This is a genomic window from Streptomyces sp. NPDC059224 (assembly GCF_042754285.1).
In the GTDB taxonomy this organism is placed as follows: Bacteria; Actinomycetota; Actinomycetes; order Streptomycetales; family Streptomycetaceae; genus Streptomyces.
The window spans coordinates 12,353-27,283 of sequence record NZ_JBHZAN010000074.1 but is presented as its reverse complement, the minus strand read 5'-3'; the positions used below and the strand labels follow the sequence as shown (position 1 = coordinate 27,283).

The following is a 14,931-nucleotide window of genomic DNA, read 5'->3' as shown; positions in this document are numbered from 1 at the left end:
GGGCGCACGTGCAGGCGTCCACATGGCGGACTTCCTCCCAAACCGGGTCGCCTGCCCCACCCCCTCCTCCCCTACGCTTGTCCCGTGACCCCCGTCGAGCTCTCCCGTACCGTGCTGCGCGCGGTGCGTCGTGCTGTTGACGACGGGGAGCTGAGCGTGAGCGTGCCCGAGCGGGCCGTGGTCACGGTGCCGGGGCCCGGTGGGTGCGGGGACTACGCCACCAACATCGCGCTCCAGCTGTCCCGCCCGGCCGGCCAGTCCCCGATGCGGGTCGCCGAGATCCTGGTGCCCCATCTCGTGCACGCCGCCGGGGTCGAGGACGTCGTCGTCACCGGGCCCGGGTTCCTCAACATCAGCCTCAGCCCCGCCGTGTCCCCCACGGCCGCCCTGGTCGCGCAGATCCGTGCCCTCGGCTCCGGCTACGGCCACGGCGACGCGCTCGCCGGGCAGGTCGTGGCGCTGCGCGTGCCGTACGACGTCCGGGCCGAGGTCGTCGCGGACGCCGTCGTACGGATCGTCGCGACCCAGGGCGGCCGCGGTGAGGTCGGACACGGCGAGCCCGTCAGCCTCCGGCCCGTTCCGGCGCCCGAGGACCCGGCCCCGCTCGGGCCCGACGCCGCCCAGTGGGCCCTGCTGCATCCCGCCGCCCACGACCGGCCCCGGATCACCGCCGACCACCTGGTGCAGCGCGAGAGCAACCCGCTCTTCCGGGTGCGCTACGCCCACGCCCGGGCACGAGCCGTCGGGCGCGGCGCCGGCCGGCTCGGCTTCGGTGCCGAACCCGGTGACGTCCCCGGCACCCAGGGCGACCTGGTGAGCGCCCTCGCCGACTACCCCCGCATCCTCACCGCCGCGGCCACCCACCGCGCCCCCGACCGGCTCGCCCGGCATCTCGTCACCGTCGCCGATGCCGCCCTGCCGTTCCTGCCGACCGTGCTGCCCCGTGGCGACGAGAAACCCTCGGTCGCCCACCGTGCCCGGCTCGCCCTCGCCGAAGCCACCGGGACGGTGCTGGCCGGCGGCCTGTCCCTGCTCGGCATCGACGCACCCGATCACCTCTGAGAGAGCCCAAAGAGTAATGAGCCGTTCCGCGCACCCTGCCGGGCCCCGCCACGCCGACGTCCTGCCCGAGGGTCACTACGCCGCCCCGCCCGCCGACCTGAACTCCCTCGACCCCAGGGTGTGGGCCCAGACCGTCACCCGGGACGCCGACGGAGTCGCCACCGTCGGCGGTGTCGACGTGAAGACCCTCGCCGAGGAGTTCGGCACGCCCGCCTACGTCCTCGACGAGGACGACTTCCGTGCCCGGGCGCGCGCCTGGCGCACCGCCTTCGGCCCTGACGCCGACGTGTTCTACGCCGGCAAGGCCTTCCTGTCCCGGGCCGTCGTGCGCTGGCTGCACGAGGAAGGGCTCAACCTCGACGTGTGCTCCGGCGGCGAGCTGGCCACCGCCCTCTCCGCCGGGATGCCCGCCGACCGGATCGCCTTCCACGGCAACAACAAGTCGGCGCACGAGATCGAGCGGGCGGTCGAGGCCGGCGTCGGGCGGATCGTGCTCGACTCGTTCCAGGAGATCGTGCGGGTCGCCCACATCGCCCAGTCCCACGGCAAGCGCCAGCGTGTGCAGATCCGTGTCACCGTCGGCGTCGAGGCGCACACGCACGAGTTCATCGCCACCGCCCACGAGGACCAGAAGTTCGGGATCCCGCTGGCGGGCGGGCAGGCCGCCGAGGCGGTACGGCGGGCGCTGCAGCTGGACGGCCTGGAGGTCATCGGGATCCACTCGCACATCGGGTCGCAGATCTTCGACATGTCCGGCTTCGAGGTCGCCGCGCACCGGGTCGTCGGGCTGCTGAAGGACATCCGTGACGAGCACGGTGTCGAACTGCCCGAGATCGACCTGGGGGGCGGGCTGGGCATCGCCTACACCAGCGACGACGATCCCCGTGAACCGCACGAGATCGCCAAGGCGCTCACCGAGATCGTCTCCCGTGAGTGCGAGGCCGCCCGGCTGCGGACTCCGCGTATCTCCGTCGAGCCGGGGCGCGCCATCGTCGGGCCCACGGCCTTCACCCTCTACGAGGTCGGCACCATCAAGCCCCTCGACGGGCTGCGCACCTACGTCTCCGTCGACGGCGGCATGTCCGACAACATCCGGACCGCGTTGTACGACGCCGAGTACAGCGTCGCCCTGGTGTCGCGGACGAGCGACGCCGAGCCGATGCTCGCCCGTGTCGTCGGCAAGCACTGCGAGAGCGGGGACATCGTCGTCAAGGACGCGTTCCTGCCGGGGGACCTGGCACCCGGTGACCTGATCGCCGTACCGGCCACCGGCGCCTACTGCCGGTCGATGGCGAGCAACTACAACCACGTGCTCCGGCCGCCCGTCGTCGCGGTGCGCGACGGCGAGTCCCGGGTCATCGTCCGCCGCGAGACGGAGGAGGACCTCCTGCGCCTCGACGTCGGGTGACTCGAATGGCCCGGGCGATCCAGGGACGCGTCCCTGACGCGGACCCCGCACCGCGGACCCCGGATTCCGTCCCCCGACCGCCCCGGGGCGGGCACGGGACGGGCATTCTCGGATGGCGTCCGCCGGTCCGGATGACGCGGACGGAAGATCTCCTGTCGGCCGCGATCACACAATGAAATAGATGTCTCACGATCCGGACGAAGGGTAGAAACTCCCGTCCGGTGAGTGAGACTGGTCCAACCGCAGACGGTAAGAGGAAACGAGGTCGGATGATGCGTACGCGTCCGCTGAAGGTGGCGCTGCTGGGCTGTGGGGTTGTCGGCTCAGAGGTGGCGCGCATCATGACGACGCACGCCGACGACCTCGCGCAGCGCATCGGCGCCCCGATCGAGCTGGCCGGCGTCGCCGTACGACGGTCCTCCAAGGTGCGTGAGGGCATCGAGCCGAGCCTGGTCACCACGGACGCGACCGCGCTGGTCAAGCGGGGGGACATCGACGTCGTCGTCGAGGTCATCGGGGGCATCGAGCCCGCCCGCACGCTCATCACCACCGCCTTCGAGCACGGCGCCTCCGTGGTCTCCGCCAACAAGGCGCTGCTCGCCCAGGACGGTGCCGCCCTGCACGCGGCCGCCGAGCAGAACGGCAAGGACCTCTATTACGAGGCCGCCGTCGCCGGTGCCATCCCGCTGATCCGGCCGCTGCGCGAGTCGCTCGCCGGTGACAAGGTCAACCGGGTGCTGGGGATCGTCAACGGGACGACCAACTTCATCCTCGACAAGATGGACTCGACGGGCGCCGGCTATCAGGAGGCCCTCGACGAGGCCACGGCCCTCGGGTACGCGGAGGCCGACCCCACCGCCGACGTCGAGGGGTTCGACGCCGCCGCCAAGGCCGCCATCCTCGCCGGTATCGCCTTCCACTCGCGGGTGCGCCTCGACGACGTCTACCGCGAGGGCATGACCGAGGTGACCGCCTCCGACTTCGCCTCCGCCAAGAACATGGGCTGCACCATCAAACTGCTCGCCATCTGCGAGCGGGCTCAGGACGGCGGCTCGGTGACGGCCCGCGTGCACCCCGCCATGATCCCGCTGACCCATCCGCTCGCGTCCGTGCGCGGCGCCTACAACGCGGTGTTCGTGGAGTCGGACGCGTCCGGTCAGCTGATGTTCTACGGTCCCGGCGCCGGCGGCGCCCCGACCGCCTCCGCGGTCCTCGGCGACCTGGTCGCCGTCTGCCGCAACCGGCTCAGCGGGGCAACGGGGCCCGGCGAGTCGGCGTACGCCGCCCTGCCCGTGTCACCGATGGGCGATGTCGTCACGCGCTACCACATCAGCCTCGACGTCGCCGACAAACCGGGTGTTCTCGCCCAGGTCGCCACCGTGTTCGCCGAGCACGGGGTTTCCATCGATACGGTGCGGCAGACGGGCAAGGACGGCGAGGCCTCCCTCGTCGTCGTCACCCATCGGGCCTCCGACGCCTCCCTGTCCGGGACCGTCGAGGCGCTGCGCAAGCTGGACACCGTGCGGGGTGTCGCCAGCATCATGCGGGTTGAAGGAGAGTAACCAGCAATGACCCACCAGTGGCGCGGAATCATCGAGGAGTACCGGGACCGGTTGCCCGTCTCCGACACCACGCCGGTCGTGACGCTCCGCGAGGGCGGTACACCCCTCGTGCCCGCGCAGGTGCTCTCCGAGCGCACGGGCTGTGAGGTCCACCTGAAGGTGGAGGGTGCGAACCCGACCGGGTCCTTCAAGGACCGCGGCATGACCATGGCGATCAGCAAGGCCAAGGAGGAGGGCGCGCGGGCGGTCATCTGCGCCTCCACCGGCAACACCTCCGCCTCCGCCGCGGCCTACGCCGTGCGCGCCGGCATGGTGTCGGCCGTGCTCGTGCCGCAGGGCAAGATCGCGCTCGGCAAGATGGGCCAGGCCCTCGTGCACGGTGCGAAGATCCTCCAGGTCGACGGGAACTTCGACGACTGCCTCACCCTCGCCCGCAAGCTGAGTGAGAACTACCCGGTGGCCCTGGTCAATTCGGTGAACCCGGTGCGCATCGAGGGGCAGAAGACGGCCGCCTTCGAGATCGTGGACATGCTCGGCGACGCACCGGACATCCACGTCCTGCCGGTCGGCAACGCGGGCAACATCACCGCGTACTGGAAGGGGTACCAGGAGTACGCCGGTGACGGTGTCTCCACGAAGAGCCCTCGAATGTGGGGTTTCCAGGCCTCGGGCAGCGCCCCGATCGTCCGCGGCGAGATCGTCAAGGACCCCTCGACCATCGCGACCGCGATCCGGATCGGCAACCCCGCCTCCTGGCAGTTCGCGCTCGCGGCCCGGGACGAGTCCGGGGGCTTCATCGACGAGGTGACGGACCGTGAAATCCTGCGCGCCTACCGGATGTTGGCCGCTCGGGAGGGTGTCTTCGTGGAGCCCGCGTCCGCCGCGTCGGTGGCCGGTCTGCTGAAGGCCGCCGAGCAGGGCAAGGTCGACCCGGGCCAGCGCATCGTCTGCACGGTCACCGGCAACGGCCTGAAGGATCCCGACTGGGCCGTCGCCGGCGCCCCGCAGCCGGTCACCGTGCCCGTCGACGCGGCCGCCGCGGCCGAGCGGCTCGGGCTCGCCTAGGGAATCGCTGGAGCCCTGCCCGAGAACCGCGGGAGCGGCGCTCGGGCAGGGCCGCAGCACTCGTCCGCCCTCTGCCGGGCAACCGGTGAACGGATTGCGGCGTCCTGAACAGGGGACTCCCTGAGGAGGGGGCACAAGGGGCTTACGACACGCATCGTGCGCCTCCTGTGCGCCCTATGTCGCCACAGAACCTTCCTTCGATAGGCTGTACCGAAACCGCCCGCCGCATATGCCTTCGCATATGGTGCGGTGCCGTGCCGCCTCCGCGGCCCGAGGTTCCCTCAGGTACCCATCGAGTGTCATTCGACCATCACGCAGCTCAAGGAGAGTCATCGAGCGATGGCCGGTCCAGCGTTCCGCGCCGCCGCCGTCCGGGTGCGCACCCCTGCCACCAGCGCCAACCTCGGTCCGGGCTTCGACGCCCTGGGCCTCGCGCTGGGGCTCTACGACGACGTCGTCGTCCGGGTGGCCGACTCCGGGCTGCACATCGACATCGCGGGTGAGGGCAGCGAGACGCTGCCGCGTGACGAGAACCACCTGCTCGTACGCTCCCTGCGCACCGCCTTCGACCTGCTGGGCGGACAGCCTCGCGGTCTGGAGATCGTGTGTGCCAACCGCATTCCGCACGGCCGTGGCCTGGGCTCCTCCTCCGCCGCCATCTGCGCGGGCATCGTGGCCGCGCGTGCCGTGACCATAGGCGGCGAGGCCCGCCTCGACGACGCCGCGCTCCTCGAACTGGCCACCGAGATCGAGGGTCACCCCGACAACGTCGCGGCCTGTCTGCTGGGGGGCTTCACGCTCTCCTGGATGGAGTCCGGCGCCGCCCGGGCGATCAGGATGGAGCCGGCCGATTCCATCGTTCCGGTGGTTTTCGTGCCCGGGAAGCCGGTTCTGACGGAGACGGCGCGCGGACTGCTCCCGCGCACCGTGCCGCACGTCGACGCCGCCGCCAACGCGGGCCGTGCAGCCCTGCTCGTCGAGGCCCTCACCAGGCGCCCGGAGCTGCTGCTGCCCGCCACCGAGGACCGTCTGCACCAGGAGTACCGCGCCCCGGCCATGCCGGAGAGCGCGGCACTGGTGGAGCGGCTGCGCGCCGACGGGATCCCGGCCGTGATCTCCGGTGCCGGACCCACCGTCATGGCCCTGGTCGACGCCGCGAGCGCCGACAAGGTGGAAGCCCTGGCCGGCTCCGACTGGGCGGCCAACCGGCTGAACCTCGACGTACAAGGCGCGAGCGTGTTGCCGCTAGCGCCCACCAGTGACATCTGACTGCGCACGGTTGCCGGATTTGGAGAGGGGGAATGTTTGTTGGATCCGGTAGTGTTAACCTCAAGTCTGCACCCGACCCCACCATGGCGAGGTGCATCGTGTCCCCCTCCGGGACAGACATTCTTCCGGGAGTCTCCCAAGCCACTCAGCGTTTCGTATGCCGTACCTGGGCAGTACGTCGTACGTGGACACTGAGCGGGCCGCTGGGCACGCTCCGGAATAGGTGCTACCACGCCACGTGACACCGGGTGCCACGGCTGAGGAAGCGCCGTCGCCAGAAATTCTCTCCGCCGTTCAGGCGGACCACCGCCCCGGCACGGTCCACACAGCAAGGACCGCAGCCGGACAGCACAACCGGTCGCCGAGCCAGACAGGCCGACGTCCGCTCCAGGGAAGGACCCTTCGTGAGCGACACCACCGATCTGATGGGCGCACGTGTCGAGGAGACCGCTGCCGCGCCCGCCACGGACGCCTCCGCGCCTGCCACCGGTGCCGGCTCCCGGCGGCGCCGTGGTACCGGTCTCGACGGCATGGTGCTGGCCGAGCTTCAGCAGGTCGCATCCGGCCTCGGTATCAGGGGCACGGCGCGGATGCGCAAGAGCCAGCTGATCGAGGTCATCAAGGAGGCGCAGGCCGGTGGGGGCGCCGCCCCCAAGGCCGCCGAGAGCGCCACCGAGACCAAGCCGAAGCGCCGGGCCACCTCCAAGGCCCGTTCGGGCGACGAGGCCGCCGAGAAGAAGGCGGAGCAGGCCGCCGAGGCCCCCGCCGAGCAGGCCGTGGCCCAGCAGCAGATCGAGATTCCCGGCCAGCCCGCCGGCCGCACCGGCGACGGCGAGCGCGGCGGGGACGACGCGCCGGCCGAGCGCCGCCGTCGCCGGGCCACCGCCGAGGCCGGCAGCCCCACCGCGGGTGGCGCGGAGACCGTCGTCGCCGAGGCGAAGAGCGAGCCGAAGGCCGAGACGCCCGCGGCGCAGCCGCAGGGCGACGCCGACGGCGAGGGCCGTGGCCGCCGTGACCGCCGTGAGCGCGGCCGGGACCGTGACCGGCGCGGCAAGGGCGACGAGCAGCAGGGCGGCGGCCAGGGCGGTCGTCAGGACCGTCAGGACCGGGACCGCCAGGACCGGGACCGGCAGCAGCCGCAGCAGCAGGGCGGCGGCCGTCAGGACCGCAACGCCGGCCCGCAGGACGAGGACGACTTCGACGGTGGCCGCCGCGGCCGCCGCGGCCGTTACCGGGACCGCCGTGGCCGACGGGGCCGCGACGAGATCGGCGGCGCCGAGCCGCAGCTGGCCGACGACGACGTCCTGATCCCCGTCGCGGGCATCCTGGACATCCTCGACAACTACGCGTTCATCCGGACCTCCGGCTACCTGCCGGGCCCGAACGACGTGTACGTCTCGCTCGCCCAGGTCCGCAAGAACGGCCTGCGCAAGGGTGACCACGTCACCGGTGCGGTCCGCCAGCCCAAGGAGGGCGAGCGCCGCGAGAAGTTCAACGCGCTGGTCCGCCTCGACTCCGTCAACGGCATGGCGCCCGAACACGGCCGAGGCCGCCCGGAGTTCAACAAGCTGACCCCGCTCTACCCGCAGGACCGGCTCCGTCTGGAGACCGACCCGGGCGTGCTGACCACCCGCATCATCGACCTCGTGTCGCCGATCGGTAAGGGCCAGCGCGGTCTGATCGTGGCCCCGCCGAAGACCGGCAAGACCATGATCATGCAGGCGATCGCCAACGCGATCACCCACAACAACCCCGAGTGCCACCTGATGGTCGTCCTGGTCGACGAGCGTCCGGAAGAGGTCACCGACATGCAGCGGTCGGTCAAGGGCGAGGTCATCTCCTCGACCTTCGACCGTCCGGCCGAGGACCACACCACGGTCGCCGAGCTGGCCATCGAGCGCGCCAAGCGTCTCGTCGAGCTGGGCCACGACGTCGTCGTGCTGCTCGACTCGATCACGCGTCTGGGCCGTGCGTACAACCTGGCCGCGCCGGCCTCCGGCCGCATCCTGTCCGGTGGTGTCGACTCGACCGCCCTGTACCCGCCGAAGCGCTTCTTCGGTGCGGCCCGCAACATCGAGGACGGCGGATCCCTCACGATCCTCGCCACCGCCCTCGTGGACACCGGGTCCCGCATGGACGAGGTGATCTTCGAGGAGTTCAAGGGCACCGGCAACATGGAGCTCAAGCTCGACCGCAAGCTCGCCGACAAGCGCATCTTCCCGGCGGTGGACGTGGACGCGTCCGGCACCCGTAAGGAAGAGATCCTGCTCGGCAACGAGGAGCTGGCGGTCGTCTGGAAGCTGCGCCGGGTGCTGCACGCGCTCGACCAGCAGCAGGCGATCGAGCTGCTGCTCGACAAGATGAAGCAGACGAAGTCGAACGTCGAGTTCCTGATGCAGATCCAGAAGACGACGCCGACGCCCGGCAACGGCGACTGACGCCTCGGCAGATCTCCATAAACGGAAGCCGTCCCCCGCTGGGGGACGGCTTCTGGCGTTCCCCCCCACCGGTGTAGGATCACGCCCTTCGGTCATCTGACCGAATCTCGAAATCCTGATCCCGAGGGGGGACTTAGGTGGGCACACCCACGTCCGGGAGCGGTCGGCACAGACGCCGGATACGTCTCGCACTGCCCGTCGCCGCGGCCTCGGTCGCCGCGGCCGTCACCGCCGCTCTGCTGTCGAGCTCGGCCAGCGCGGCCACCCAGCCGGCGCCCACGGTCACTCCGGCCGTCAGCGCGCCGTCGCAGGCCGTTCTGAACAAGCGGATCGCGCGCGCGATCACCGCCGACAACGGGACCACGACCACCAGGAAGCCGGCCGCCACCGCGAGCGGTTCGGCCGTCTCGCCGAAGATCATCGGTGGCGGTACGGCCACCATCTCCTCGGCGCCGTGGATGGCCCAGCTCTGGTACTACGACGACAAGGGCACCACCAGCACCAGCGACGACGTCGGCTTCTTCTGCGGCGGCTCGGTCATCTCGCCCACGAAGATCCTCACCGCCGCGCACTGCGTCAAGGGCTTCAAGTGGAGCACCACCGACTCCGCGGTCGTCACCGGCACGGCCTCGCTGCCCACCAGCAACGCGGACGGCACCGCCAACCTGCACGGCGGCACCGCCACCGGCGTCCTGCGGCAGTGGAACCACTCGTCGTACACCGTGTCGGCCGACGGCGCCCCCAACAACGACATCGCGGTGCTCACGCTGGCGGCCCCGGTCAAGGCCACGCCGATCCGGATGACGACCAACACCGACACGGCCTCCTACAAGACGAACACCAGCGCCAAGGTCTACGGCTGGGGCCGCACCAGCTCCACCACGCAGGACATCTCCGAGACGCTGAAGACGGCCACGCTGCCGATCGTCTCGGACACCACCTGCACCGCCGCCTACGGCAGCACCGACTTCGTCAAGGGCCACATGGTCTGCGCCGGCAAGGCCGCCACCGGCTCCGACACCGGCACCACCACCACCTGCAACGGCGACTCCGGCGGTCCGCTGGTGGTCGCCGGCCGGATCGTCGGCGTGGTCTCCTGGGGCGTCGAGGACTGTGTCGCCAAGGGCGCCTACCCGGTCTTCACGAAGGTCAGCACCTACGTCGGTGCCGCCTACGCCCAGACCGCCGACTCCAACCTGAGCTACACCGACGGCAAGGCGGACCTGTTCGCCCGCAAGTCGTCGACCCACGTCGGCTACGAACTGGACTCCAAGGGCACCTCGCTGGCCGCCCGCCAGTCCTGGGGCGACTGGACCGGTGTCAACTTCATCCTGCAGGCCGACCTCAACCGGGACGGCTTCCAGGACATGGTGTACCGGGTGGCCTCCACCGGCGACGTCTACTGGGACCACTTCGCCCTGAACAGCGCCCAGACCAGCGGCTCCTGGGTGACGAAGAAGATCTTCACCAACTGGAAGACCCGCAAGGCCACGGTCATCCCCGGTGACCTCACCGGTGACTACCTGCCCGACGTGCTCTCGGAGGACTCCTCCGGTGTCCTGTGGCTGTACCCGGGCAAGGGCAACGGCACCTTCGGCACCCGCGTGCGCATCGGCGGCGGCTGGAGCCAGTACAACCAGCTGCGCGGCGTCGGCGACTTCAACGGCGACGGCAAGGCCGACCTGCTGACCCGCAAGAGCAGCGGCGGCGACCTCTACCTGTACAAGGGCACCGGCAAGTCCGGCACCGGCCTCTTCTCGGCCCGGGTGAAGGTCCGTTCCGGCTGGACCGGCTTCAACACCCTCGCCGCGGTCGGCGACATGACCGGCGACGGCAGGGCCGACCTGGTCGCCCGTACGACCGGCGGCACGCTGTACCTGTACCCGGGTACCGGCAAGGCGACCAGTGAGATCTTCGGCACAAGGAAGTCGCTCGGTACCGGTTTCCAGCAGTACGACATCTTCGGCTGAAAGAGCTGGTGAGCGGGGTTCGCCCCCTCTCGCCCGACTACACGGTGTGCCCATCGCGCGACGCGGTGGGCACACTGCGTTGTGCAACCCTTTCCCGAGTTTCGCCGTCTGACCAGGCGGAGCGACGATGGTCCGGTACGTGCTGAAGTTCCCGGTACGCCGGGCCTGACCCTGAAAGCAGGGGGTAAGCGCACTGTCGTAGGAGAGCAGAGGAGCCCATGTCCGCCGAGAGCACGCCGGAGCCCGGTATACCCGCGGCCGGCCCGCAGGTCCCTGGCCGCAGTGGCGGGGGCCGCCGCCGCAGGCCCCCGAGGCGGGGCCGCAGGGCGCTGCTCGTCACGGCCTGGACGGCGGCCGGTGTCCTGGTGCTCGGCGGGACCGGCTTCGGTTACCTCTACTTCAAGCTCAACGGCAACATCAAGAGCGTCGACATCAACCAGGCGCTGGGCACCGACCGGCCCGCCAAGGTCGACAACGGCTCCGAGAACATCCTGGTCCTCGGCTCGGACACCCGTTCCGGCGTGAACAGGAAGCTCGGCGGCGGCACCGACGACGGCAGTGCCCGGTCCGACACGGCGATGATCGTCCACGTGTACAAGGGACACCGGAAGGCCGCCGTGGTCTCCGTTCCGCGGGACACCCTGATCGACCGTCCGTCCTGCAAGGACGCCAACGGTGTCAGGCACGGCGCGGCCACCGACGTGATGTTCAACTCCGCGTACTCCACGGGCGGCGCGACCTGCGCGGTCAAGACCGTCGAGGCCATCACGGGGGTCCGCATGGACCACTACCTGGAGGTCGACTTCTCCGGCTTCCAGAAGCTCATCGACGAGCTGGGCGGGGTCACGGTCACCACGACGAAGAGCATCGACGACCCGCAGAGCCACCTCGACCTCAAGGCCGGCAGGCACTCCCTCGACGGCGAGCAGGCACTCGGCCTGGTCCGCACCCGGCACGGTGTCGGCGACGGCTCCGACCTGGGCCGTATCCAGCTCCAGCAGGCGTTCGTCAAGGCCCTGATCAACCAGGCCGAGCAGGTGGGCGTCTTCACCAGCCCCAAGAAGCTCTTCGACCTGGCGGACACCGCGACGAAGGCGGTCACCACCGACTCCGGCCTGGGCTCGGTGAACTCCCTCGTCGACTTCGCGGACGGTCTGAAGTCCATCGGCTCGAAGAACATGCGCATGGTCACGATGCCGGTCGAGTACGACCCGTCGAACCCGAACCGGGTGATCGTGGCCAAGGCCAAGGCCGAGCAGGTATGGACGGCCCTGAAGCACGACCGGCCGATCCCCGCGAGCGCCACGAAGGGCACGGCGACGGGGGAGGCCAAGGGGGTCGTGACGTCGTCGTGAGGGTGCGGCGCCGTCGTGGCCGCTCACGCCGTTCCCCGCGCCGCCGGGAGCCGGTCCGCCGGTCCCGCCTGTCCTGAGGGACGCGGGGAACGGCGCGACAAAGCCCCCACCCGCCCGCGGGGAATAGATCACCAGTGCCCCCGGTTTTGGGGTATGCGGCCAGCCCTGGCAGACTGGTACGTCGGCCCCGGTTCACGTCCCGCAGCCCGCGGCGGCGACCCGGTGCCCTCCCGAAATCTAGGAGACACCTTGAAGCGCGAGATCCACCCCGAGTACGTCGAGACGCAGGTCAGCTGCACCTGTGGCGCGTCGTTCACCACCCGCAGCACCATCCAGTCCGGCACCATCCGGGCTGAGGTCTGCTCCGAGTGCCACCCGTTCTACACGGGCAAGCAGAAGATCCTCGACACCGGTGGCCGTGTGGCCCGCTTCGAGGCCCGCTTCGGCAAGGCTGCCGCCGGCTCCAAGAAGTAGCGAGCCCCATTTCGCCGGTCCACGGCCGTGTCCCCACGGGGGCACGCCCGGGACCGGCGTTTTTGGTCGCCCGCCTTCCCTTCCGTACGCAGTATCAGGAGCCCAAAAATGTTCGAGGCCGTCGAGGAACTCGTCGTCGAGCACGCCGACCTGGAGAAGCAGCTCGCCGACCCGTCGGTCCACGCCGACCAGGCCAACGCGCGCAAGCTGAACAAGCGCTACGCCGAACTCACCCCGATCGTCGGCACGTACCGCTCCTGGAAGCAGACCGGCGACGACATCGAGACCGCGCGTGAACTGGCCGCCGACGACCCCGACTTCGCCGCCGAGGTCAAGGAGCTGGACAAGCAGCGCGACGAGCTGACCGAGAAGCTGCGACTGCTGCTGGTGCCCCGGGACCCGTCCGACGACAAGGACGTGATCCTGGAGATCAAGGCGGGAGCCGGCGGCGACGAGTCCGCCCTGTTCGCCGGTGACCTGCTGCGGATGTACCTGCGGTACGCCGAGCGCGTCGGCTGGAAGACCGAGATCATCGACTCCACCGAGTCCGAGCTGGGCGGCTACAAGGACGTCCAGGTCGCGGTGAAGACCAAGGGCGGCAACGGCGCGACCGAGCCCGGGCAGGGCGTCTGGGCGCGGTTGAAGTACGAGGGCGGCGTGCACCGGGTGCAGCGCGTGCCGGCGACCGAGTCGCAGGGCCGTATCCACACGTCGGCGGCCGGCGTGCTGGTGACGCCCGAGGCGGAGGAGGTCGACGTCGAGATCAATCCGAACGACCTCCGGATCGACGTCTACCGGTCCTCGGGACCCGGCGGGCAGTCCGTCAACACCACCGACTCCGCGGTGCGCATCACGCACCTGCCCACCGGGGTCGTCGCCTCCTGCCAGAACGAGAAGAGCCAGCTGCAGAACAAGGAGCAGGCCTTGCGTATCCTGCGCTCCAGGCTGCTCGCCGCGGCGCAGGAGGAGGCGGAGAAGGAAGCCGCCGACGCCCGCCGCAGCCAGGTCCGCACCGTCGACCGTTCCGAGAAGATCCGCACGTACAACTTCCCGGAGAATCGCATCTCGGACCACCGCGTCGGCTTCAAGGCGTACAACTTGGACCAGGTCCTGGACGGCGACCTCGACGCGCTGATCCAGGCCTGCGTCGACGCGGACTCGGCCGCGAAGCTCGCGGCCGCGTAGGGGATGTCTCCTGCATCCGGGCGGAGGATGGACGCGGAACCTGATTAGGTGAGCCGAGCGGAGGAGGCTGGGACGAACAGCCTCCGCCGCGGCGGGCGACGCGGGGCGTCGGCGGGTGACGACGACGCGGCGGACGCGGGCGCCAGGGCCGGTGCCCCCCGGCCGGGCCCATGAGACACCCCCAGGCCATGCACGACCGAGTACGACACGGAGGACCAGCGTGAACCTGCTGCTCGCCGAGGTGGCACAGGCCACCCAGCGGCTGGCCGACGCGGGCGTGCCCTCGCCGCGCAACGACGCGGAGGAGCTCGCCGCGTTCGTGCACGGCGTGAAGCGGGGAGCGCTGCACTCCGTCAAGGACTCCGACTTCGACGCCCGCTACTGGGAGGTCATCGCCCGGCGGGAGCAGCGCGAGCCGCTCCAGCACATCACCGGCCGGGCCTACTTCCGCTACCTCGAACTCCAGGTGGGGCCGGGCGTCTTCGTACCGCGCCCGGAGACCGAGTCGGTGGTCGGCTGGGCCATAGACGCCGTGCGCGCCATGGACGTGGTCGAGCCGTCCATCGTCGACCTGTGCACCGGCTCCGGCGCCATCGCGCTCGCCCTCGCCCAGGAGGTGCCGCGTTCGCGCGTGCACGCCGTGGAGCTGTCCGAGGAGGCGCTCCAGTGGACCCGCAAGAACGTGGCGGGCTCCAGGGTCGACCTGCGCCAGGGGGACGCCCTGGACGCCTTCCACGACCTCGACGGTCAGGTCGACCTGGTGATCTCCAACCCGCCGTACATCCCGCTCACCGAGTGGGAGTACGTCGCCCCCGAGGCCCGCGACTACGACCCGGAGCTGGCCCTGTTCTCCGGCGAGGACGGCCTCGACCTCATCCGGGGCATCGAACGCACCGCGCACCGGCTGCTGCGCCCCGGCGGTGTCGTCGTGATCGAGCACGCTGACACCCAGGGCGGCCAGGTGCCGTGGATCTTCACCGAGGAGCGGGGCTGGGCCGACGCGGCCGACCACCCGGACCTCAACAACCGCCCCCGCTTCGCGACCGCCCGCAAGGCGCTGCCGTGAGCACCCCCCAGACCCCCTCCCGGAAGCCCCGGGAGTCCCGGAAGTACGTGTACTTCGTGTACGAGGAGGCCCGCTAG

At 70.7% G+C, this 14,931-nt stretch carries 11 protein-coding genes; all 11 read left to right on the top strand.

Annotation, left to right across the window (positions count from 1 at the left end):
* Positions 1-84: 84 nt before the first annotated feature.
* The 11 genes from nrtL (at position 85) to prmC (ending at position 14,854) form a co-directional block, all read left to right on the top strand.
* A complete protein-coding gene (gene nrtL, locus ACFXI4_RS43630; RefSeq protein WP_385002991.1) occupies positions 85-1,062 on the top strand; it encodes an ArgS-related anticodon-binding protein NrtL in 978 nt (325 codons plus the stop codon).
* 16 nt (positions 1,063-1,078) lie between these two features.
* On the top strand, positions 1,079-2,470 hold the full coding sequence (gene lysA / locus ACFXI4_RS43625; RefSeq protein WP_385002988.1) for a diaminopimelate decarboxylase: 1,392 nt from the start codon (positions 1,079-1,081) through the stop codon (positions 2,468-2,470).
* Between the two features lie 269 nt (positions 2,471-2,739).
* On the top strand, positions 2,740-4,032 hold the full coding sequence (locus ACFXI4_RS43620) for a homoserine dehydrogenase (RefSeq protein WP_385002985.1): 1,293 nt from the start codon (positions 2,740-2,742) through the stop codon (positions 4,030-4,032).
* Positions 4,033-4,038: 6 nt separating this feature from the next.
* Positions 4,039-5,097: a threonine synthase gene (gene thrC, locus ACFXI4_RS43615; protein ID WP_385002983.1), complete on the top strand. Its 1,059-nt coding sequence runs from the start codon at positions 4,039-4,041 to the stop codon at positions 5,095-5,097.
* Positions 5,098-5,436: 339 nt separating this feature from the next.
* Positions 5,437-6,366 carry a homoserine kinase gene (gene thrB / locus ACFXI4_RS43610; protein WP_362724556.1) on the top strand — a complete coding sequence of 310 codons (930 nt, stop codon included), beginning with the start codon at positions 5,437-5,439 and terminating at the stop codon, positions 6,364-6,366.
* A gap of 404 nt (positions 6,367-6,770) precedes the next feature.
* Entirely contained in the window at positions 6,771-8,804 is a 2,034-nt protein-coding gene (gene rho, locus ACFXI4_RS43605) for a transcription termination factor Rho (RefSeq protein WP_385002979.1), read from the top strand.
* A 137-nt stretch (positions 8,805-8,941) separates the two neighbouring features.
* On the top strand, positions 8,942-10,774 hold the full coding sequence (locus ACFXI4_RS43600; RefSeq protein ID WP_385002976.1) for a trypsin-like serine protease: 1,833 nt from the start codon (positions 8,942-8,944) through the stop codon (positions 10,772-10,774).
* Positions 10,775-10,992: 218 nt separating this feature from the next.
* Complete coding sequence (locus ACFXI4_RS43595; RefSeq protein WP_385002973.1) at positions 10,993-12,129, top strand: LCP family protein; 1,137 nt, start codon at positions 10,993-10,995, stop codon at positions 12,127-12,129.
* 249 nt (positions 12,130-12,378) lie between these two features.
* Positions 12,379-12,603 (top strand): 50S ribosomal protein L31, encoded by a 225-nt coding sequence (gene rpmE, locus ACFXI4_RS43590; protein WP_190206740.1) that lies wholly within the window; start codon positions 12,379-12,381, stop codon positions 12,601-12,603.
* Positions 12,604-12,711: 108 nt separating this feature from the next.
* Entirely contained in the window at positions 12,712-13,788 is a 1,077-nt protein-coding gene (prfA, locus tag ACFXI4_RS43585) for a peptide chain release factor 1 (RefSeq protein WP_362727453.1), read from the top strand.
* Between the two features lie 220 nt (positions 13,789-14,008).
* A complete protein-coding gene (gene prmC / locus ACFXI4_RS43580) occupies positions 14,009-14,854 on the top strand; it encodes a peptide chain release factor N(5)-glutamine methyltransferase (protein WP_362729336.1) in 846 nt (281 codons plus the stop codon).
* Positions 14,855-14,931 lie beyond the last annotated feature (77 nt).